The organism is Janthinobacterium sp. AD80 (genome assembly GCF_002878455.1).
In the GTDB taxonomy this organism is placed as follows: domain Bacteria; phylum Pseudomonadota; class Gammaproteobacteria; order Burkholderiales; family Burkholderiaceae_D; genus Janthinobacterium.
The window spans coordinates 20465-39806 of the sequence record NZ_NRDQ01000122.1 but is presented as its reverse complement, the minus strand read 5'-3'; the positions used below and the strand labels follow the sequence as shown (position 1 = coordinate 39806).

The 19342-nt window shown below is 62.0% G+C and carries 19 protein-coding genes; 10 read left to right on the top strand and 9 right to left on the bottom strand.

Going from position 1 to position 19342, the window contains the following annotated elements; translation table 11 throughout:
* The first annotated feature begins 137 nt into the window (after positions 1-137).
* The 8 genes from JaAD80_RS21105 to JaAD80_RS30415 all read left to right on the top strand — a co-directional run bounded on the left by JaAD80_RS21105 (position 138) and on the right by JaAD80_RS30415 (position 4905).
* Positions 138-950, top strand: coding sequence for a phosphonate ABC transporter ATP-binding protein (locus JaAD80_RS21105; RefSeq protein WP_102297064.1), 813 nt, complete (start codon positions 138-140; stop codon positions 948-950).
* 17 nt (positions 951-967) lie between these two features.
* Positions 968-1780 (top strand): ABC transporter permease, encoded by an 813-nt coding sequence (locus tag JaAD80_RS21100; protein WP_102297094.1) that lies wholly within the window; start codon positions 968-970, stop codon positions 1778-1780.
* Positions 1777-2589, top strand: a complete 813-nt coding sequence (gene phnE / locus JaAD80_RS21095) for a phosphonate ABC transporter, permease protein PhnE (RefSeq protein ID WP_102297063.1) — start codon at positions 1777-1779, stop codon at positions 2587-2589. The genes JaAD80_RS21100 and phnE overlap by 4 nt, the downstream gene beginning before the upstream one ends.
* A 25-nt stretch (positions 2590-2614) precedes the next feature.
* Entirely contained in the window at positions 2615-2980 is a 366-nt protein-coding gene (locus tag JaAD80_RS21090; protein WP_102297061.1) for a hypothetical protein, read from the top strand.
* The gene (locus tag JaAD80_RS30420; protein WP_146012466.1) at positions 2965-3339 is read left to right on the top strand and encodes a hypothetical protein; all 375 of its coding nucleotides are present in this window, start codon (positions 2965-2967) and stop codon (positions 3337-3339) included. The genes JaAD80_RS21090 and JaAD80_RS30420 overlap by 16 nt, the downstream gene beginning before the upstream one ends.
* A 157-nt stretch (positions 3340-3496) precedes the next feature.
* Entirely contained in the window at positions 3497-3850 is a 354-nt protein-coding gene (locus tag JaAD80_RS21080) for a hypothetical protein (RefSeq protein WP_102297055.1), read from the top strand.
* Positions 3851-3864: 14 nt separating this feature from the next.
* The gene (locus tag JaAD80_RS21075) at positions 3865-4359 is read left to right on the top strand and encodes an N-acetyltransferase (protein WP_102297054.1); all 495 of its coding nucleotides are present in this window, start codon (positions 3865-3867) and stop codon (positions 4357-4359) included.
* Positions 4360-4467: 108 nt separating this feature from the next.
* Positions 4468-4905, top strand: coding sequence for a hypothetical protein (locus JaAD80_RS30415; protein ID WP_146012465.1), 438 nt, complete (start codon positions 4468-4470; stop codon positions 4903-4905).
* 9 nt (positions 4906-4914) lie between these two features.
* Here the strand turns inward: JaAD80_RS30415 and JaAD80_RS21070 are convergent, their stop codons facing one another.
* The 7 genes from JaAD80_RS21070 to cyoA form a co-directional block, all read right to left on the bottom strand.
* The gene (locus JaAD80_RS21070) at positions 4915-5451 is read right to left on the bottom strand and encodes a response regulator transcription factor (protein ID WP_102297051.1); all 537 of its coding nucleotides are present in this window, start codon (positions 5449-5451) and stop codon (positions 4915-4917) included.
* Entirely contained in the window at positions 5441-6790 is a 1350-nt protein-coding gene (locus JaAD80_RS21065; RefSeq protein ID WP_102297048.1) for an ATP-binding protein, read from the bottom strand. Before JaAD80_RS21065 ends, JaAD80_RS21070 begins: the two co-directional genes overlap by 11 nt.
* Positions 6774-7622: an SURF1 family protein gene (locus JaAD80_RS21060; protein WP_102297046.1), complete on the bottom strand. Its 849-nt coding sequence runs from the start codon at positions 7620-7622 to the stop codon at positions 6774-6776. Before JaAD80_RS21060 ends, JaAD80_RS21065 begins: the two co-directional genes overlap by 17 nt.
* Positions 7619-8002 (bottom strand): cytochrome o ubiquinol oxidase subunit IV, encoded by a 384-nt coding sequence (gene cyoD, locus JaAD80_RS21055; RefSeq protein ID WP_102297044.1) that lies wholly within the window; start codon positions 8000-8002, stop codon positions 7619-7621. Before cyoD ends, JaAD80_RS21060 begins: the two co-directional genes overlap by 4 nt.
* The gene (gene cyoC / locus JaAD80_RS21050; protein WP_102297040.1) at positions 7999-8637 is read right to left on the bottom strand and encodes a cytochrome o ubiquinol oxidase subunit III; all 639 of its coding nucleotides are present in this window, start codon (positions 8635-8637) and stop codon (positions 7999-8001) included. The genes cyoD and cyoC overlap by 4 nt, the downstream gene beginning before the upstream one ends.
* Positions 8630-10633, bottom strand: coding sequence for a cytochrome o ubiquinol oxidase subunit I (gene cyoB / locus JaAD80_RS21045; RefSeq protein WP_102297038.1), 2004 nt, complete (start codon positions 10631-10633; stop codon positions 8630-8632). The genes cyoC and cyoB overlap by 8 nt, the downstream gene beginning before the upstream one ends.
* Before the next feature lie 90 nt (positions 10634-10723).
* Positions 10724-11707: a ubiquinol oxidase subunit II gene (gene cyoA / locus JaAD80_RS21040; RefSeq protein WP_258003110.1), complete on the bottom strand. Its 984-nt coding sequence runs from the start codon at positions 11705-11707 to the stop codon at positions 10724-10726.
* Positions 11708-11924: 217 nt separating this feature from the next.
* Here cyoA and JaAD80_RS21035 point away from each other — a divergent pair, with 217 nt between their 5' ends.
* Positions 11925-13271, top strand: coding sequence for an MFS transporter (locus JaAD80_RS21035; protein WP_102297091.1), 1347 nt, complete (start codon positions 11925-11927; stop codon positions 13269-13271).
* A 578-nt stretch (positions 13272-13849) separates the two neighbouring features.
* Here the strand turns inward: JaAD80_RS21035 and JaAD80_RS21030 are convergent.
* A complete protein-coding gene (locus tag JaAD80_RS21030; RefSeq protein ID WP_102297089.1) occupies positions 13850-14302 on the bottom strand; it encodes an Hsp20/alpha crystallin family protein in 453 nt (150 codons plus the stop codon).
* Between the two features lie 134 nt (positions 14303-14436).
* Positions 14437-15633, bottom strand: a complete 1197-nt coding sequence (locus JaAD80_RS21025) for a tetratricopeptide repeat protein (protein WP_180979519.1) — start codon at positions 15631-15633, stop codon at positions 14437-14439.
* Positions 15634-15780: 147 nt separating this feature from the next.
* On the opposite strand from JaAD80_RS21025, the gene JaAD80_RS21020 reads away from it, so the two are divergent.
* Complete coding sequence (locus tag JaAD80_RS21020) at positions 15781-19290, top strand: response regulator (protein WP_102297029.1); 3510 nt, start codon at positions 15781-15783, stop codon at positions 19288-19290.
* Positions 19291-19342 lie beyond the last annotated feature (52 nt).

The following is a 19342-nucleotide window of genomic DNA, read 5'->3' as shown; positions in this document are numbered from 1 at the left end:
ACCAGCAATAATGCCAACAATGTTGTCGGATTACGGCCTCCGGCCTAATCCGACCTACGCTGCCGTTGGATGGCGTAGGTCGGATTAGCGGCGCAGCCGCGTAATCCGACACCGCCACCGAAAAACCGACACATCGCATGACACTCCAACTTCACAAGGTCAGCGTCCACCACGCGGGCGCCGCTGCTCATGCACTGGCGCTGCGCGAGCTCAGCCTGGACGTGGCCCAAGGTGAACAGATCGCCCTGATCGGCCCCTCGGGCGCCGGCAAGACCAGCCTGCTGCATACCCTGGCCTGCGCGCTGCGCCCGGCATCGGGCAGCCTGCATATCCTCGGCAGTTCCCCATGGCAGATTGCCAGTAGTGAACGCCACGCCTTGCGCGCGCGCATGTTCCTGGCGCCGCAGACGCCGCCCCTGCCGCCGCGCCAGCGCGTGGTCAACGCCGTGCTGGCGGGCCGCCTGCCGCAATGGAGTCTATGGACAGCCATCCGCTCGCTGCTGGCCCCCGTCGATCCGCGCGCCGCGTGGGAAGCGCTGGGAAAATTCAACCTGCAGGACAAACTGTATGCGCGCGTCGACCGCCTGTCCGGCGGCGAACGCCAGCGCTGCGGCATGGCCCGCGCCCTCGTTTCAAATGCCGAGGTTTTCCTCGTTGACGAACCGCTGTCCGCGCTCGACCCCACTCTCGCAGTGCAGACGATCCATGTGCTGCAGGCGGAAGCGCAGGCACGCAACGCCACCTTGATCTGCAGCCTGCACCAGGTCGAGATCGCGCGCGCCTGCTTTGCGCGCATCATCGCCTTGCGCGATGGCCAGGTCGTGTTCGACTTACCCAGCAGCGAAGTCAGCGATGCCTTGATCGAGCAGTTGTATCGCAACAAGATGGACACGTCGCCCGACTTCGAGCCCATCGATATTGACCTCAATGCGGCGAGGCCCCGTTGCTGAAGACCGCAAACCCCGCCATGCCGCGCGACCCCGCCTGGCGCGGCCGCCTGGCCGGCGCCGCCGTGGTGCTGCTCGTGCTGTGGCCGATGCTGGTGCAGGCCGAATTCAAGCCGTGGATTTTATTCGACGCGCAAAGCCTGGCCGCCACCTGGCAATTCCTTGCCAGCTTCGTGCCGCCGGCCCACTCGCTGGAATTTTTGCAACTGGTGGCCGTATCGAGCTGGGAAACCATTGCCATGGCCACGGCCGGCATGGCGCTGGCCATGCTGGGCGCCATCCCGCTGACCCTGCTGGTAACGGAGCGATTGTCGATTTCGCGCATCGGCTCAGGCCGGGTATCGCCGCTGGCCGCCAGCGTGCGCCACGCCGTACGCGCCTTGCTGGTACTGCTGCGCAGCGTGCCTGAACTGGTGTGGGCCTTGCTGCTGGTGCGCATCGTGGGCCTGGGGCCGACGGCGGGCGTAATCGCCATCGCCCTCACCTATTGCGGCATGCTGGGCAAGGTGTATGCGGAAATCCTTGAATCGTCGGATGCGGCCGCCTGCAACACTATACTCAACAACGGCGGTGGCCGCCTGCAGGCCCTGCTGTATGGCGCCCTGCCCGAGTCTGCCGCCGAACTGGTGTCGTACACGATTTACCGCTGGGAATGTGCGATCCGCGGCTCCGTCGTCATGGGTTTTGTCGGCGCGGGCGGACTGGGCCAGCGCATGGATGAATCGATGAAAATGATGGCAGGCAGCGAACTGGCCACCATGCTGATGGTCTTCGTGCTGCTGGTGGCTGGTGCCGACGCCGTCTCCGCCATGCTGCGCCGGAGGCTGGCATGAAGCATCTGGATGCCCGCCTGCAGCCAGCATTGCCTGCCGCTGTGCCCGTGCGCTGGTCGACCTGGGCCTTGCTGTGCGGCTTATTGCTGCTGGTCATCGCCAGCTTCGCCACCCTGCCCCTGAAATGGGGAGAATTCTTCAGCGCCGACGCCGTGCGCACGACAGCCGACTTCCTGCATGGCTTCGCGCCGCCGGAACTGGCGCCCAACTTCCTGATCAAAGTTGGCGTGGCCACCTTCGAGACCCTGGCCATGTCGGCCATCGGCACGCTGATCGCCGCCATCCTGGGCGCGCTGCTGGCCCTGCCCGCCAGCGGCCGCTTTGGCTCCCTGGCGCGCAATGCCACGCGCGCGGTCCTGAATGTGCTGCGCTCGATTCCCGAACTGGTGTGGGCGTCGATCCTGCTGATCGCCGCCGGCCTGGGCCCATTCGCCGGCACCCTGGCGCTGGCCTTGCACACGGTCGGCGTGCTGGGGCGGCTGTTTGCCGATGCGTTTGAGAATTGCCCGCCGCTGCCGGCCGCCACCCTGCGCATCAATGGCGCCCGCCCGGCCGTGGCGTTTTTGTACGCCACCTTGCCGCAATGCAGCCCGCAAATGATGTCCTACACCCTTTACCGCTGGGAAAACAATATCCGCGCCGCCGCCATCCTCGGCGTCGTCGGCGCGGGCGGCCTGGGGCAGATGCTGAAATACCATTTGTCGCTGTTCCAGATGCAGAGCGCGGCCACCGTCATCATCGCCATGCTGCTGATGGTGGCGGCAGTGGACGGCCTCAGCTACCTGCTGCGCCGCGCCATGACCCGTTAAATTTTACTTTTTACAAGGAATGCCCATGTCAGGCTGGTGGACCATTATTTCGACAGACACGCCGGAGCGCATGGCCGACATGACGCAGGTCAACAAGGAAGCGTTTCTCGCCACCTGGGAAGCGGGCCTGTTCGGCGCCGACTGGATCGCACAGCTGTGCCACGATGGCAAGGCGACCCAGCTGTCGTCGAACGGCTTTCCCAACCGCTACACGGCGCTATCGGAGGACATTGCCCCCCTGCTGCTGGCCGGCATCGCGGAAGCGCAGGATGGCGAATTCCCGCAAGACAAGCCCACGGGCTGGCCAGGCAGCATCACCGTGCACCCAGAACGCATCGCGGCCTGCGTGCCCGGGCAGGTGTTGACGATCGAAATATGGGACCAGTCATGACAACTGAGCGTATCGGCATTCCCTTGCAAATAGAACATCTCGCCTGGTTCAGCCAGCACCTCGGCAGGCGCTTCCGCGCGGCAGGATTGCGCATTCAGTGTCATGACAATCAGGAAGCTGGCATCCATTGGAAGGTGGCGTGTCCCGATGAATACCAGGCCGCCATTCTGCAAGGCTGGCACGAGGGCATGCAGGATACTTTTCCGCAGTATCTGGCAAGCAACGGCGTGTGGATCACGGAAGTGCTGGCCGACGACGTCAGCGCTTCGTCCGATGCCTTTTACCGCGCAGGGCTCCTGGTGGTAGCCCAGGCAAAGGCGTTGCTGGAACTGTCCGGGCGAGCCTGCAACAAGGCGTGAGCAAAATTGTGCGAACGGCGGCAGAGAAGGCAGTGATCCTGTTAATATTATCAAATACTTAAATGGCCGGCGCTGTTCTTTTGCCAGCAGCACGCCATTCAGGCAATGTGACGTATTTTCCTGCGCTGCGGCCACCTTTGCATAGACTGTCATCACCATGAAAAAACTGCTCCTGGGCACCTTCGCCGCCTGCGTGCTGCTTGCCAATGCCAGCGCCGCCCCTGTGGAAGACTTTATCGGCACCTGGAAACTGGAACGCACCAGCGTACCGAACTACGTCGTCATCAAACAGGAAGGCGAGCGGCTTGTCGCGCTGCGCTATACGCGCAATGTCCTGTCCAACAAGATTACCGAGCGGCGCTTTCCTGCCAGCTATGCGAACGGCGATGTCAGCATCGCTTCCGGCGAGACGGTGATCGAAGCGCGCAGCGTCAACGACGTCGCCACCGTGACCATGCTGGCTGAAGCGTACAAGAAGATTTCGTCGTCCACGGCCGCACCCACCAGCTAAGGAATCACACAGGTTTGAACAACATCATCATCCGCCCCACCGATGCCGCCGACTGGCCGGCCCTGAAAGCGGCGCGCCTGGCCGCCCTGCTCGACGCTCCAACCGCCTTTGGCGCCAGCCACGCCAGCGCGGCCCGCTTTAGCGACGCAGACTGGCAACAACGCTCGGTCAGCACGCCGCAGCGCACCTTCTTCCTCGCCTTTGACGGCGAGCAATCCATCGGCCTGGCCGCACAGGTGGTCGCCGGCAATGGCGAGTGCCACCTGATCGCCATGTGGGTACAGCAAGAATATCGCGGCATGGCCGTGGCGGCGGCCCTCGTCGATGCCGTCAAACAGTGCGCCGTGCACAACGGCCACGCGCGGCTGGTGCTGGACGTCGCACAGGAAAATGCGCGCGCGGCGGCGTTCTACCAGAAACAGGGTTTTGTCTTTTTACCGGAATGGGAAGCGCTGGAAAGCCATCCGCATATCCAGGTGCAGAAGATGGCGTGGCTGGCGGCGGCATGACCTGGCTGAATTGTCCTGCTGCCAGAAACGCATCTTCCTGCGCATGCGCGCGCGACACGCACAGCACGCCCACGTGGGTGCAAGCGTGAAAATTTAATGAGATCGCCGATGGGAAATTATCGTCATCACCAGCTTTTTCCAAAGCTGAAACATATACAAGCGTTTCGTTTCCCCCATGTTTGCCTGCACTGCAGGAAGTCATTCAAGTATCCGGCCACGACAGAAGAACGTTGTTGTCCGCAGTGCCGCGCCGCTTTGGTGATGCTGAGCCGGAAATTTTCCGCACCTCCCGCACGGGATGCGGCGCAATGGGCAAAGATCCGGTTCTTGATCGGGCATGGCTTTCGCTTTTACTCGGTCTACGAACCCGCATGTGGCGGCATGAAAGCCGTCCGCTATCCCGCCACCCTGGCCGAAGCCAGAGACTTCGTTCAGAAGTATGCTGCGCAAAAGGTCAAGCAGGCTGCAGCGACTGCTCCTGGGTGCAGCCCGGACAGCCAGGCGGCCGGAAATTGCACGCCAGGCGCACGTGCCCGCGACGCATGATCGAGGCGGCTACTTCACCCGCTGCTTTTCCAGCTTGCGCGCCAGGGTGCGCCGGTGCATGCCCAGCCGCCTTGCCGTTTCCGAGATATTGAAGTCCGTCTCGGCCAGCATTTCGTGGATGCGTTCCCATTCCAGGGTCTTGATGTTGGTGGCGCGGTTGGTCAGTTCGATGTCGGCATTGCCGGCGATGTGGCCGAAGGCCGCTTCGATATCGTCCGTGTTCGACGGTTTGGCCAGGTACTGGCAGGCGCCCAGCTTGATGGCTTCGACGGCCGTGCCGATGCTGGCGTAGCCGGTCAGCACGACGATCAGCATTTCCGGGTCGTGCTGGTGCAGCATCTGCACGCAGGCCAGGCCCGAGGTATTGCCATTGAGTTTCAAATCGACGACGGCGTAGTCGGGGCAATGCTGCTCCAGCAAGGCGCTGGCCTCGTCGAAATTGGTGGCCAGGATGACCTGGTAGCCGCGCCGCTCGAACGAGCGGCCCAGGGTGCGGGCAAACGCGGCGTCGTCTTCCACGATCAGTAACAGACGGTCATCCTGCATGGTGGTCGCTTTCTCTTTCCAGTTTGATGGCCGCCAACGGCAAGGCCAGGTGCACTACCGCCCCGCCCTGCACGCGGTTGCGCGCCGTCACCGTGCCGCCCAGGGTGCGCGCGACGTTGACCACCAGGAACAGGCCGAGGCCCCCGCCGGGCTTGCCCTTGCTGCTTTGGTAGGGCTTGCCCAGGTGCGTCAGCATCGACGGCTCGAAGCCGGGACCCGCGTCGGTGATCACCAGGTGCAAGGCGTCCGCTTCGCGCGTGGCTTCAAAGCGCAGCCAGTCGGGCGACGCTTCCAGCGCGTTGTCGAGCACGTTGCAGATGGTTTGTTTCAGGGTCGAATCGAAGACCACGGGGACGTCGTGCTCGATGCGGTTATCGTACTCGAAATCATGGATCGGGCGGCTGCCGCGCCACTCGTCGACCAGGTCGTTGAGGAAGGTATTGATCGTCGTCTTGACGGAAGATTCCCCGCGCGCCTCGCCCGCCGACAATAAAATGCCGCTGACAATGCTCTTGCAGCGCTGCAACTGCGCCTGCATTTCCGTGATTTCTTCCAGCAGTTCGCCATTCTTGCTCAGTTCCGGCATGCGGCGCCAGTCGCCGAGGATCACGGAGAGGGTTGCCAGCGGCGTGCCCAGTTCGTGCGCGGCGCCCGATGCCAGCAGGCCCATGCGGATGATGTGCTCTTCTTCCGCCGCGCGCTGGCGCAAGTCGGCCACCTTGGCGTCGCCGGCGCGCTGGTTGCGGTTGATGCGCGTGATAAACACCACCAGCAAGGCCGCGTTCAGGATGAAACAGATCAGCAGCCCCTGCACATACAGGCTGGCAAAGCCCCGCTCCGGATCGATCGGCAGGATCAAGGGGCCGGGCAGCAAGGCCAGGCCGGCCAGGCACAGGCTGGTGATGGCCACCATGATCCAGGTCGACCACACTTCCAGCAGCACGGCGCTGAGGATGACTTGCAGCAGATACAGGAAGGCAAAGGGGTTGCTGATGCCGCCGCTCAGATAGAGCTGGGCTGTCAGCACGGTGACGTCGACCAGCAGGGCGAGGAACAGTGCCGTGTTGGAGACGGGCTGGCGTTCATGCCAGCGCAACAGGCTGGCCAGGTTGAAGGCGATGAGGCAGGACAGCACTTCGAGCATGTAGGGCACAGGCAAGGCGATGCCCAGCCCTACGCCCACGCCGAAGATGGTGCTGATCTGGCCGATCACGGCCAGCCAGCGCAGCTGGATCAGCAGCTTCATGTTCTGGTGGCCGGCCGGATGTTCCATCTCGGCCGCCACCGCACCGCGTTCCAGTACCTCGCGGTTGGGCAGGATCTCAATCCTGCCCGGCATGGTCGCTTTCCACAGTGTTGTTGCCAGCATTACCGGCGCGGCGCGCGCGGCGGCGCTTGTCTTCGCGCACGATCCACCAGCTGATGCCCGCCACCATCAGGGCCAGCGCGAACCAGGTCAGCGCATACACCAGATGATTGTTGTGGAAGGAAACCACGGTCAGGCCGCCGACGGGAGCGTCAACGGCCGTTTCGGATTTTGCTTGCGCATCGACAAAATACGGCGCCACATTGGTGAGCATGTGCGAGGCGGCGATGGCGGCCACGTCGCGCGAATACCAGTGCTGCGTGGCAGGACTGTTTTCGCGCAGAAAGCCGCCGCCCGTTTCGCTCACGCGCAGCAAGCCGTCGACCTGCACAATGCCGGCCGGGGTGCTGGCGCCGATGCCGGTGCGCTTGGGTACAAAGCCGCGGTTGACCAGCACGGTGCTGCCATCGGCCAGGCGCAGGGGCGTCATCAGCCAGTAGCCGCTGCCCAGTGCCGTCGTCGCTTGCACCAGGGTATTGAAAATGGGGAGATAGGTACCGGAGAGTCGCACATGGCGGTATTCATCCGTTTGCTGCGTGACCTTGGCCCAGGCTGCGGGTCCAGGTGCGTCCGTTGCGGGCGCATGTACGCGTTGTTCGACGCGCTCGATCAGGTCAAGCTTCCAGAACAGGCGCTTGACTTGCCAGGTGCCCAGGGCACAGAAACCGGCAAAAACGATCCCCGCCAGCAAGGCCAGTGCAATTTTTGAATAATGCACAGCCATGCCGCGTGGGCCTGGCGCGGCATCTTGCGATGCCGCGCCAGGGGCGCGCCCGGTGTTGCTAGGGCGCGTATTACTCATCATGGAGCCGTTTTCGTATGCATGTACTCAGGCATCAGATCCGGCATCATGTTGTGGTTCATGTGGTACATGACCCACAGCGAACCGGCCATGGCAATGCCGACGATCATGATGGTGAAGATCAGCGCCATCATGTTCCAGCCGCCTTCCGACTTGGTGTTCATGTGCAGGAAGTACACCATGTGCACCACCACTTGCACCGCCGCGAACGCCAGCAGGACCAGGCCCATGGTGCCCGAGTTGGTGATGGCTTTCGTCATCACCAGCCAGAAAGGAATGGCCGTCAGGATCACCGACAGGATGAAACCGATGGCGTAGCTTTTCAGGCTGCCATGATCGTGGTTGTCATGGTGGTGGCTATCGCCGTGTGTATGGTCGCTCATGGCAGGACTCCCATCAGGTAGACAAAGGTGAAGACGCCAATCCAGATGACGTCCAGGAAGTGCCAGAACAGCGACAGGCACATCATGCGGCGGCCGTTTTCCGGGGTCAGACCATGCTTGTTCAGCTGGAACATCAGGGTCACGAGCCAGATCACGCCAAACATCACGTGCAGGCCGTGGGTACCGACCAGGGCGAAGAACGACGACAGGAACGCGCTGCGCTGCGGACCGGCACCTTCGTGGATCAGATGCACGAATTCATACATTTCCAGCGACAGGAAGGCCAGGCCGAACAGGCCCGTGATGCCCAGCCAGACCAGGGTGCTGCGCAAGTTCTTGCGCTGCATGGCCAGCATGGCAAAGCCGTAGGTAATCGACGACAACAGCAGCATGGCCGTGTTGGCGGCGACCAGCGGCAGGTCGAACAACGCGGCGCCCGTCGGGCCGTCCGCGTAGTTGCGGCCCACCACCGCATAGGTAGCGAACAGACAGGCGAAGATCAGGCAATCGCTCATCAGGTAGAGCCAGAAACCCAGCAGGCTGCCGTTTTCCGGGTGGTGCTCGCGCACGAAGTAGCTGCGCGAGCTTGGTGCGGCGCCAGCGGCGCCGGTGTTATGGGCGATGGTATCAGACATGGCTGCTCAGCAATTTAGTATAAGCGTCTTCGGTGCGGACGACTTCTTCCGCAGGAATGTAGTAATCACGCTTGTAGTTAAAGGTATGGACGATGATGGTGATCAACATGATCACGAAGCCGATGGCGGCGACGAGCCACATTTGCCAGATCAGGCCAAAACCAACCAGTGCGGACAGTGCGGCGATCACGAAACCGGCCCAGGTGTTCTTCGGCATGTGGATCTTCGTGAAACCGGACGTCGGACGCTGGTAACCGTGTTTCTTCATGTCAGTCCATGCATCGAGTTCGTGCACTTGCGGCGTGAAGGCGAAGTTATAGTCTGGCGGTGGCGACGAGGTCGCCCACTCCAGCGTACGGCCGCCCCATGGGTCGCCGGTGACATCGCGCAGGGCGTGACGGTTGCGGTAGCTGACATAGAACTGCATCAGCAGCGAGCCGATACCCAGTGCGATCGAGACGGCGCCAAACCAGGCGATGATGGTCCAGATTTGCAGCGATGGATCTTCAAAGTGGTTGACACGGCGGGTCACGCCCATCAGGCCCAGCACGTACAGCGGCATGAAGGCCAGGTAGAAGCCGACGAACCAGAACCAGAACGAGCACTTGCCCCAGAACGCGTCGAGCTTGTAGCCGAAGGCTTTCGGATACCAGTAGTTGATCGCAGCGAACACGCCGAAGACCACGCCGCCGATAATCACGTTATGGAAGTGGGCGATCAGGAACAGGCTGTTGTGCAGCACGAAGTCCGCTGGTGGTACGGCCAGCAGCACGCCGGTCATGCCGCCGATGGTGAAGGTGACCATGAAGCCGATCGTCCACAGCATAGGCAGTTCAAAACGGATACGGCCGCGGTACATGGTAAACAGCCAGTTGAAGATCTTCGCGCCCGTCGGGATCGAAATGATCATCGTCGTGATGCCGAAGAAGGAGTTGACGCTGGCGCCCGAACCCATGGTGAAGAAGTGATGCAGCCATACCAGGTACGACAGGATCATGATGACGCAGGTGGCGTAGACCATCGACGCATAGCCGAACAGGCGCTTGCTGCTGAAGGTGGCGACGACTTCCGAGAACACGCCGAACAGTGGCAGGATCAGGATGTACACCTCTGGGTGGCCCCAGATCCAGATCAGGTTGACGTACATCATGGCGTTGCCGCCCAGTTCGGTGGTGAAGAAGTTAAAGCCGGCAACGCGGTCCAGCGACAGCATGGCCAGAACAGCCGTCAGCACCGGGAAGGCGGCGACGATCAGGATGTTGGTGCACAGTGCGGTCCAGGTGAAGACCGGCATTTTCATCCAGGTCATGCCCGGCGCGCGCATCTTGACGATGGTGGCGATCAGGTTGACACCGGACAACAGCGTCCCGACCCCGGCAATCTGCAAGGACCATATGTAATAGTCTACCCCCACGTCCGGACTGCCGACGATGCCCGACAGCGGCGGATAGGCCAGCCAGCCCGTGCGGGCGAATTCGCCGACGAACAGCGAGGCCATCACCAGGACGGCGCCCATGGTGGTCATCCAGAAGCTGAAGTTGTTGAGGAATGGGAAAGCCACGTCGCGCGCGCCGATCTGCAGCGGCACCACGTAGTTCATCAGACCCGTCACGAAAGGCATCGCGACGAAGAAGATCATGATCACGCCGTGGGCGGTGAAGATCTGGTCGTAGTGATGCGGTGGCAGGAAGCCGGCATTGTCGCCAAAGGCGATTGCCTGCTGGGTACGCATCATGAGCGCGTCGGCAAAGCCGCGCAGCAGCATGATCAGGCCCAGGATCATGTACATGATACCGATTTTTTTATGGTCGATACTGGTGATCCAGTCGCGCCACAGGGTACCCCAGACGCGGAAATACGTCAGTGCCGCAACGAGTGCGATACCGCCCAGGGCAACCATGGCAAAGGTCACCAGCAGGATAGGTTCGTGAAATGGAATTGCATCCCAAGTCAGACGGCCGAATATAAGCTTCGTCAGATCAATATGGTCTAGCATTGTTACTCTCAGAGAAAAAAGGGAGGCGCCAGGCAAGCGGCGCCAGTATCTGCAGCGCTAAAACCATGCGCTGCGGGATTCATGCAGTCGTTACTTGGCTTGAACGCCCTTTTCAACCACTGCATCGCTAGCGACTACTGCCGTTACGGCCGCTACCGGGCTATCTGCCACCGTCATTTTGTATGGCTCGACCGGCGTCACGCACAGGGCGTCGGAAACGATGGTGCGGTTCAGGATTGCCTTGTACAGGTCGCTAGGAACAGCGCTGTAGCGGCGCACGGGGTCGCGTTCGCTAGGCTGGGCCAGCGACAGGTAGTCGTCGCGGTTCAGCGCGCCGCCACCGGCGCGTGCCGAGGCTACCCACTTGTCGAAGTCCGCATCATTCACGCCGTGGAACTTGAAGCGCATGCCCGAGAAACCGGCACCGCTGTAGTTGGCGGAAAAGCCTTTGTATACACCAGGCTTGTTGATGACGGCATTCAACTGCGTTTCCATGCCCGGCATGGCGTAGATCTGACCGGCCAGTGCGGGGATGAAGAACGAGTTCATGACGGACGATGCGGTGATCTTGAAGCGGATCGGACGATCGACGGGCGCATACAATTCATTGACCGAAGCGATACCTTGCTCAGGGTAGATGAACAGCCATTTCCAGTCCAAGGCCACGACTTCGACGATCATCGGCTTGTGGCTGGCAGGAATTGGGCGGTTGGCGTCGATACGGCTCAATGGGCGGTATGGATCGAGGGTGTGGGTGCTGATCCAGGTCAGCAGGCCCAGCACGATGATGATCAGCAGAGGCGCGCCCCAGATAATCAGCTCGAGGCGAGTCGAGTGGTCCCAGTCCGGCTCGTATTTGGCCGCGGTGTTGTTTTTTCTATAGCGCCATGCGAAAAGCAGGGTCAGGGCGATTACCGGAACGATAATCAACAGCATCAGCAATGTCGAGATGACAATCAGATTGCCTTGCTGAACTGCGATGTCTCCGGACGGATTCAGTACCACCGTATTGCAACCAGCCAACAATGCGAGAGGTAAAAGAAGCAGTCCGCGACGAACTTTTAATGAAAACATACAGGAAAGTCCAGTACAGGGGATGAAGATATGGTACTGTATTCTCACTGGAGCGCGTTGGCAATTGGACGTTTTGTCCACCCCCTTGCTCGGACTTTCACATGGCAGTAGCGGATTTTTCCTACAACTACCTGATGAATAGTCCTACTCCGGGCATGAGACACCCGGGGTATGTTACGCGTTGGCCGAACTCGAAACTATATTGGAGACGATCATCATGTCCAGCACGCGCATACACAGCGGGGATGTACCCGCTGACTTTTCCCCCCACTCCCTGCGCGACGCACGCGGGGCCGGCCTGGTCGAGTCACACATCGACCCCGGTGAGATCGCCGTCGGCGTGATCATCGGCCGTGCCTCCGAATACTTCGACTTTTTTGTGTACGCCATCGCCTCGGTGCTGGTGTTTCCGCGCGTCTTCTTTCCATTCGAAGAACGCCTGGAGGGCACATTATATGCCTTCCTGATTTTCTCGTTCGCCTTCATCGCGCGTCCGTTCGGCACCGTGATCTTCATGGAGATCCAGCGCCGCATGGGGCGCAGCGCCAAGCTGACGATCGCCCTTTTCCTGCTGGGCGTATCGACGGCCGGCATCGCCTTCCTGCCAACCTATTCCCACCTGGGCTTTGCCGCCATCATCTGGCTGTCCGTGCTGCGCATCGGCCAGGGCGTGGCGTTGGGCGGCTCGTGGGATGGCCTGCCGTCGCTGCTGGCACTGAACGCGCCGGAAAACAAGCGCGGCTGGTACGCCATGCTGGGCCAGCTGGGCGCGCCCGTCGGCTTCCTGCTCGCCGCCGGCCTGTTCTGCTTCATGCTGATCACGCTGTCGGATGAAGAGTTCCTCGACTGGGGCTGGCGCTATCCGTTCTATGTGGCCTTCGCCATCAACGTGGTGGCCCTGTTTGCCCGCCTGCGCCTGGTGTCGACGAATGAATATGCGCGCCTGCTCGATGAACGCGAACTGCAGCCCGTGAGCGTGTTTGAAATGGGCCGCGGCCAGGGCCGCAACGTGCTGATCGGCGCCCTTGCCGCGCTGGCCAGCTACGCGCTGTTCCACCTGGTCACCGTATTCCCGCTGTCGTGGATTTCCGTCTACCAGACGCGCTCGGCTTCGGATTTCCTGCAAATCCAGATGCTGGGCGCCGTGCTGGCCGCCGTCGGCATCGTGATCTCGGGCTTGCTGGCCGATAAAGTGGGCCGCCGCACCACCTTGGGCGTGCTGGCCGTGCTGATCGCCATCTTCAGCGCCTTCGTGCCGACCCTGATGGGCGGCGGCAATACGGGCCAGGACGTCTTCATCCTCGTCGGCTTCAGCCTGCTGGGCTTGTCCTACGGCCAGGCAGCCGGCGCCGTGACGGCCAACTTCCCTGCCCGCTTCCGCTACACGGGTGCAGCCCTGACGTCCGACCTGGCCTGGCTGGTCGGCGCCGGCTTCGCCCCGCTGGTGGCGCTGGGCCTGTCGGCCAACTTCGGCCTTGCGTATGTCAGCTTCTACCTGTTGTCGGGCGCCGTCGCCTCGCTGGCCGCCCTGAGCCTGAACCGGGCGCTGGAAATCCGCGACTGACAGACAGGCTGACATATATACAGAAGCAATGGGGGTGGCAATACGCTGCCCCCCCCAAAAAAAATCCCCAAAAAAAAACGCCGGCACCGTCCGCGTTTTTTTCGTAGGTCGGCCTAGCCCGCAGGGCGTAAGCCGACAGGCGCCGCCACGCAGAGTGTCAGATTACGCTGCGCTAATCTGACCTGCGCAGCGAAACCTCGCATATATGCTGGCCATTGGGGTGGCAGCGCGCTGCTACCCTCAATCGTCCCAAATCCTCGCAAAAACGCCGGCACTGCCCCGCGTTTTTTTTCAGCAGGTCGCTTAGCCCGCAGGGCGTAAGCCGACAGGCGCCGCCACGACGATTGTCAGATTACGCTGCGCTAATCTGACCTACGCAGCGAAACCTCGCATATATGCTGGCCATTGGGGTGGCAGCGCGCTGCTATCAACATCGCCCCAAATCACCCCAAAAACGCCGCCACCGTCCGGGGGTTTTTCGTAGGTCGGCTTAGCCCGCAGGGCGTAAGCCGACAGGGCCGCCACGACGATTGTCAGATTACGCTGCGCTAATCTGACCTGCGCACTGGATCAGCCGGTCACTGGATCTCCAGCTGCCTGCCTCCCGTGCCTGCCCGCTTCGGCAAATCCAGCAGCAGCACGCCATTTTCATAGCGCGCACGGGCGCCCGCCTCGTCCACCTCGTGCGGCAGCACGAAGCTGCGGTATTGCTGCCCGTACTCGCGTTCGCTGCGCACGGTCTTGCCGCCACCGTCGCGCGTCACTCTTTCATCCTTGAGTTCGGCACTGATGGAGACGCGGTTGCCGTCGATGGACACCTTGATATCGTCCTTGTTGACGCCGGGAATGTCCGCCTGTACCTGATAGGCTTGCTCGGTTTCCGAAATGTCGGCGCGCATGCGTGACGAAGCGCCATCGCGCAAGCGCAAGGCGGGTGCGAAAAAGTCGTGCATGAATTCTTCCATGTCGCTGAACGGGTCAAGCCGCGCCAGCGAACGCTGTGGATCGCGGTGTATCAATTGATTGGCCATGATGTCCTCCTTGCTGGCATGTCCATGTGAGCACATGGCCGGCAGCGGCGGACGCAAGCGTCGCGTCCGGGGCCGGCCATGCCGGTGCATACATGCTAGGCGATGGCCATGGTGGGCGCTTGATGCAGATCAAATCATGGCATCAGATGCCAGGTGTCGATGAATTTGCCGACGCCTCCGGGATGGGCCGTCTTCCATGCTTCCAGCGCGGGGCGATAGGCTTCCTTGTATTGCAGCAGCAACAGCGCCGGCTCCAGCTCGCCCTTGAAGGAAAGGGAACGCAGAATGCGCAGGGCCGGATCGCGCAGCCGCTCCAGCCTGGTTCCTGCCATCTTGTCCAGGACCAGGAAAGCGGCGTTCCAGGCCTCCAGGTCTGCCTGGAACGCCGTCTTGTCGCCGCGCTGCACGGCGGCCGCCGCATTCACCTGGCCCGCCGCCAGCGCCATCCAGAACGCGCCGTCGAAGCTGCCGGCATCGGCATCGCCCGCAGTCGCCTCGGCCTGGATCTGCACAGTGGCCTGGCCCGTCCCCGCATCGATGCCACCCGTCGCCCCCGGCTTCAAGTTCAGCGATATCATGGGGATGCCGTGATTGGCCTGGAATTGCTCCATCCGCTGCCAGGCCGACCGCTGGTCGGGATGGGCGCCGATGGCACCGACCAGCGCAAGCGCCATTTCCGGCCATTTCTGCTGTTCCTGCAAGGCATCGGCGAGGTAGCGCCATGCCTGCTCGTGCAGGGGTTCGATCTGTGCCGCCTTGCGGAAGTGCTCGGCGGCCGGCTCCCACTGGCGCTGCACAAAATAGCAATCGCCCGCAAACAGCCAGGCATCGGCAAAGCCAGGATCGACGGCGATGGCCTGCTTGTACTTTTGCAAGGCGGCAGCATATTCCTTCTGGCTGAACAATTGCTCGCCTTCCACCACCAGTTGCATGGCGTTGCCAGCCGGCGCGTACTTGGCGCGCACGCCGCCACCTGCCAGCCGGCGCGCCACTTCCTGTGCCAGTGGATCTTGCGCATCGAGCGCGAGTGCCCGCCGTGCCATCTCGGCAGCGGACTTGCGGGCCGCCTGGCGCTGCTTGTCGTCCAGGTTGTTGGCATCCGACACGATGTAATACAGCAAGGCCAACGAGCCCACGGGATTCGAGGCAAGCGGATCGGCCTTGGCCGCCAGCTCGAACTGCTCCCGCGCCTCCGGCAATTGTCCTTTGGTCACGAAGGTCAGCCCCCGCTGCGCCAGCTCCTGGCTTTGCTGGTTGCCAAGCACGACCGCCCGGACCCCCATGGGTACGAGGCTGGCGACAAGCGCGCAGGCGATGACTGCTGGATGCATAAATCTCCCATCTTTTGACTGCGATACGAGCATGCAGGGGCGCGCGCCCTTCCCTGCCTGCTATGCTAGCGCCTGCCGCACGCGGACGCATCAAAAATATTGCATTTCAGTTAAACTATTTCACCCGCTCATATCTCCACGGACAAGATGAATACCAAGACTCCGATCGACTCCTTCAGCTTCCGCCGCATCCTGGCCCGCAACGTCACCTTGCCACTCGTCATCGGGGTCGTCACCGCCCTCGTCTTTGTTGGTTTGATCGCCTACCTGCTTTCCGCGCTGCGCTCGGTCGAGCATTCGGAAAGGGTCATCGGCAACGCCAACGAGGTCATGAAACTGTCCGTGGACCTGGAAACGGGCATGCGCGGCTATTTGCTGACGGGCGATGAAACCTTCCTTGCCCCGTACAAATCGGGCAAGGCGAAGATTGCCGTGGAAATGAATACCCTGCTCGAACTGGTGTCCGACAGCCCCATGCAGGTGGACCGGCTGCGCCGCATCCGCGCGCTGCAAGGCCAATGGCTCGACTATGCGGAAAGCGTGATCGGCCAGCGCCGCAGCAACCAGGAATTCCTCGCGCGCGTGCGCCAGGGCGAAGGCAAGCTGGAATTCGATGAGATCCGCCGCGAATTCCTCTCCTTCCTGGCCATGGAGCAGCGTTTGCGCCAGGAACGGGCCGATTCGGCGGAAAGCCGCACCATCCAGGCGGTGGTCGTGTTCCTGCTCCTCAGCCTGGGACTGTCCGGCATGCTGGCCTACCTGGGCCGGCGCGAACTGCTGCGCCTGTCCGACATCTACAACGAGGCGCTGGAACAGCGCGGCAAGGACAATGACGTCTTGCAGGAACAAGCGTGGCTGCGCACGGGGCAGACGGAGCTGGCGGCCCACACCAGCGGCCAGCTGGCCTTGCCGCAGCTGGGACGGCAGGTGCTCGATTTCCTCGCCAACCGCCTGGACGTGGCCGTGGCCACCCTGTATGTCACCGATGACGACGGCAGCCTGCGCCGCACGGCCGTGTACGGTTTCAACGATGCTGGCGTGAAAGACAAGCAGGTCTTCAAGCTGGGCGAAGGCCTGGTGGGCGAGACGGCGCGCGAAAAGAAACTCAAGCACATCAAGCAGGTGCCGGACAACTATCTGACCGTGACGTCCAGCCTGGGCCGCGGTGCGCCGCTGGAGCTGGTCTTGACGCCGGTAAATAATGAAGGCGAGGTGAATGGCGTGATCGAACTGGGCTTTACGCATCCCGTCAGCCAGCGCGCCAAGGAACTGCTGAACCTGATCGCCGCGAATGTCGGCACTTCCGTGGAAGCGGCGCTGTACCGCCAGCGTCTGCAAAACGTGCTGGAAGAAACCCAGCAATTGAATGAAGAGCTGGAAGTGCAGCAGGAAGAGCTGCGCACGGCCAATGAAGAGCTGGGCGAACAGTCGCGCGTGCTGGAACAGTCGCAAGCCCACCTGGAAGAGCAAAAGTCGGCGCTGGAGCAGTCGAACGAACAGCTGGCCGTGCAGGCGCTGTCGCTGGACCAGAAAAACATGGCCATCGGCCAGGCGCACGCGCAGCTGGAAGCACGCGCCGAAGAATTGCAGCGGGCCAGCCGCTACAAGTCCGAATTCCTGGCCAATATGTCGCACGAACTGCGCACGCCATTGAACAGCTCGTTGATCCTGTCCAAGCTGCTGTCCGACAATAGCAGCGGCAACCTGACGCCAGAGCAAGTAACGTTTGCGCAAACCATTTACTCTGCCGGCAACGATTTATTGACCCTGATCAACGATATCCTCGATATTTCCAAGGTCGAAGCCGGTAAACTGGAATTGACGCCGGAGAGCGTGCCCTTCGACGAACTGCTCAGCAGCATGAAGATGCTGTTCGGCCCGCAAGCGCAGCAAAAGAAACTGGCCTTTAACGTCAGCGTTGCGCCCGACGCGCCCGCCGCCTTTGTCAGCGACCGCCAGCGCCTGGAGCAGATCCTGAAAAACCTGCTGTCGAACGCCATCAAATTCACGGATGCGGGCACCGTGGCCCTGCACGTCGGCACCGATGCAGCCGGCAACGTGCGCTTCCAGGTAGAGGATTCCGGCATCGGCATCGCCGACGAGCAGCAGCAGAAAGTCTTCGACGCCTTCCACCAGGCCGATGGCACGACCAGTCGCCGCTATGGCGGCACGGGCCTGGGCCTGTCGATTTCGCGCGACCTGGCGGCCTTGTTGGGCGGCAGCATCGAGTTGTCCAGCACGCCAGGCCAGGGCAGCACGTTCACCCTGGTGCTGCCGGCCAGCATGCCGGAACGCGCCGTGCCGACCGATGCGCCGGCAGCAGCGCCCGCACCGTTCCAGTCAACGGCGAAAGCGGCCGCACATGCCGCGCCTGCCACCGCTGCCGTGCCGAAAGCAGCGCCCGCCGCCAAGCCCGTGCCCTTGCCCACCTTCCAGGATGACCGCGACAGCGCGCCCGCCCCCAGAAGCGGCCAGCGTTCCGTGCTGGTGATTGAGGATGAGCCGTCGTTTGCCGGCATCCTGTTCGACCTGGCGCACGAAATGCAATACCGCTGCCTGGTGGCGCATGGCGCCGAGGAAGGCTTGCGCCTGGCTGAAGAATTCCTGCCCGACGCCATCCTGCTCGACATGGGCTTGCCGGACCGTCCCGGCCTGCTGGTCTTGCAGCAACTCAAGGAAAACCCGCTGACCCGCCATATTCCCGTGCACATCGTGTCCGGCAATGACCAGATGCAGGAAGCCATGCAGCTGGGCGCCATCGGCTACGCCACCAAGCCGCGCACGCGCGAGCAGCTGAAAGAAGTGTTCCGCAAGCTCGAATCGAAGTTCACACAGAAAATGAAACGCATCCTGCTGGTCGAGGATGACGAACGCCAGCGTGAAAGCGTGGTGCACCTGATCAGCGATGACGACGTGGAAATCACGGCCGTGGCGCTGGGCGAACAGGCGCTGGAATTGCTGAAGACGCAGATTTTCGACTGCATGATCATTGACCTCAAGCTGCCCGACATCCAGGGCAACGAATTGCTCGAACGCATGGAGCACGAGGAACTGTGCTCGTTCCCGCCCGTGATCGTCTATACGGGCCGCAACCTGAGCCGCGAGGAAGAAGCAGACCTGATGAAGTATTCGCGCTCGATCATCATCAAGGGCGCCCGTTCGCCCGAGCGCCTGCTCGACGAAGTGACCCTCTTCCTGCACAAGGTGGAATCGGAACTGTCGAGCGAGCGCCAGGGCATGCTGCAGCAGGTGCGCAGCCGCGAACGCGTGTTTGAAGGACGCAAGATCCTGCTGGTGGACGACGATGTGCGCAACATCTTTGCGCTGACCAATGCGCTGGAACAGAAAGGCGTGGTGGTGGAAATCGGCCGCAACGGCTTTGAAGCCATCAGCAAGCTCAACAGCACGGAGGATATCGACCTGGTCCTGATGGATGTCATGATGCCGGGCATGGACGGCCTGGAAGCGACGCGTCTGATCCGCGCCGATGGCCGCTACAACAAGCTGCCGATCATCGCCATCACCGCCAAGGCCATGAAAAACGACCAGGAAGAATGCCTGCAGGCGGGCGCCTCCGACTACCTGGCCAAACCGATCGACCTGGACCGCCTGTACTCGCTGCTGCGCGTGTGGATGCCGAAGATGGAACGCATCTGATGGCGCGCCTGTGGGAACGCCGGCGGACGGAGTACCGCTGATGCCTACTGGC

Bases quoted from the DNA above. Each gene is read 5' to 3' on its own strand.
- cyoA (WP_258003110.1), bottom strand. From the start codon at position 11,707: ATGTTTTCATTAAAAGTTCGTCGCGGACTGCTTCTTTTACCTCTCGCA.
- JaAD80_RS21080 (WP_102297055.1), top strand. From the start codon at position 3,497: ATGAAAAAACTGCTCCTGGGCACCTTCGCCGCCTGCGTGCTGCTTGCC.
- JaAD80_RS21035 (WP_102297091.1), top strand. From the start codon at position 11,925: ATGTCCAGCACGCGCATACACAGCGGGGATGTACCCGCTGACTTTTCC.
- JaAD80_RS21100 (WP_102297094.1), top strand. From the start codon at position 968: ATGCCGCGCGACCCCGCCTGGCGCGGCCGCCTGGCCGGCGCCGCCGTG.
- JaAD80_RS30415 (WP_146012465.1), top strand. From the start codon at position 4,468: ATGGGAAATTATCGTCATCACCAGCTTTTTCCAAAGCTGAAACATATA.
- JaAD80_RS21090 (WP_102297061.1), top strand. From the start codon at position 2,615: ATGTCAGGCTGGTGGACCATTATTTCGACAGACACGCCGGAGCGCATG.
- JaAD80_RS21020 (WP_102297029.1), top strand. From the start codon at position 15,781: ATGAATACCAAGACTCCGATCGACTCCTTCAGCTTCCGCCGCATCCTG.
- phnE (WP_102297063.1), top strand. From the start codon at position 1,777: ATGAAGCATCTGGATGCCCGCCTGCAGCCAGCATTGCCTGCCGCTGTG.
- cyoC (WP_102297040.1), bottom strand. From the start codon at position 8,637: ATGTCTGATACCATCGCCCATAACACCGGCGCCGCTGGCGCCGCACCA.
- JaAD80_RS21070 (WP_102297051.1), bottom strand. From the start codon at position 5,451: ATGCAGGATGACCGTCTGTTACTGATCGTGGAAGACGACGCCGCGTTT.
- JaAD80_RS21065 (WP_102297048.1), bottom strand. From the start codon at position 6,790: ATGCCGGGCAGGATTGAGATCCTGCCCAACCGCGAGGTACTGGAACGC.
- JaAD80_RS30420 (WP_146012466.1), top strand. From the start codon at position 2,965: ATGGGACCAGTCATGACAACTGAGCGTATCGGCATTCCCTTGCAAATA.
- JaAD80_RS21060 (WP_102297046.1), bottom strand. From the start codon at position 7,622: ATGATGAGTAATACGCGCCCTAGCAACACCGGGCGCGCCCCTGGCGCG.
- JaAD80_RS21030 (WP_102297089.1), bottom strand. From the start codon at position 14,302: ATGGCCAATCAATTGATACACCGCGATCCACAGCGTTCGCTGGCGCGG.
- cyoB (WP_102297038.1), bottom strand. From the start codon at position 10,633: ATGCTAGACCATATTGATCTGACGAAGCTTATATTCGGCCGTCTGACT.
- JaAD80_RS21105 (WP_102297064.1), top strand. From the start codon at position 138: ATGACACTCCAACTTCACAAGGTCAGCGTCCACCACGCGGGCGCCGCT.
- cyoD (WP_102297044.1), bottom strand. From the start codon at position 8,002: ATGAGCGACCATACACACGGCGATAGCCACCACCATGACAACCACGAT.
- JaAD80_RS21025 (WP_180979519.1), bottom strand. From the start codon at position 15,633: ATGCATCCAGCAGTCATCGCCTGCGCGCTTGTCGCCAGCCTCGTACCC.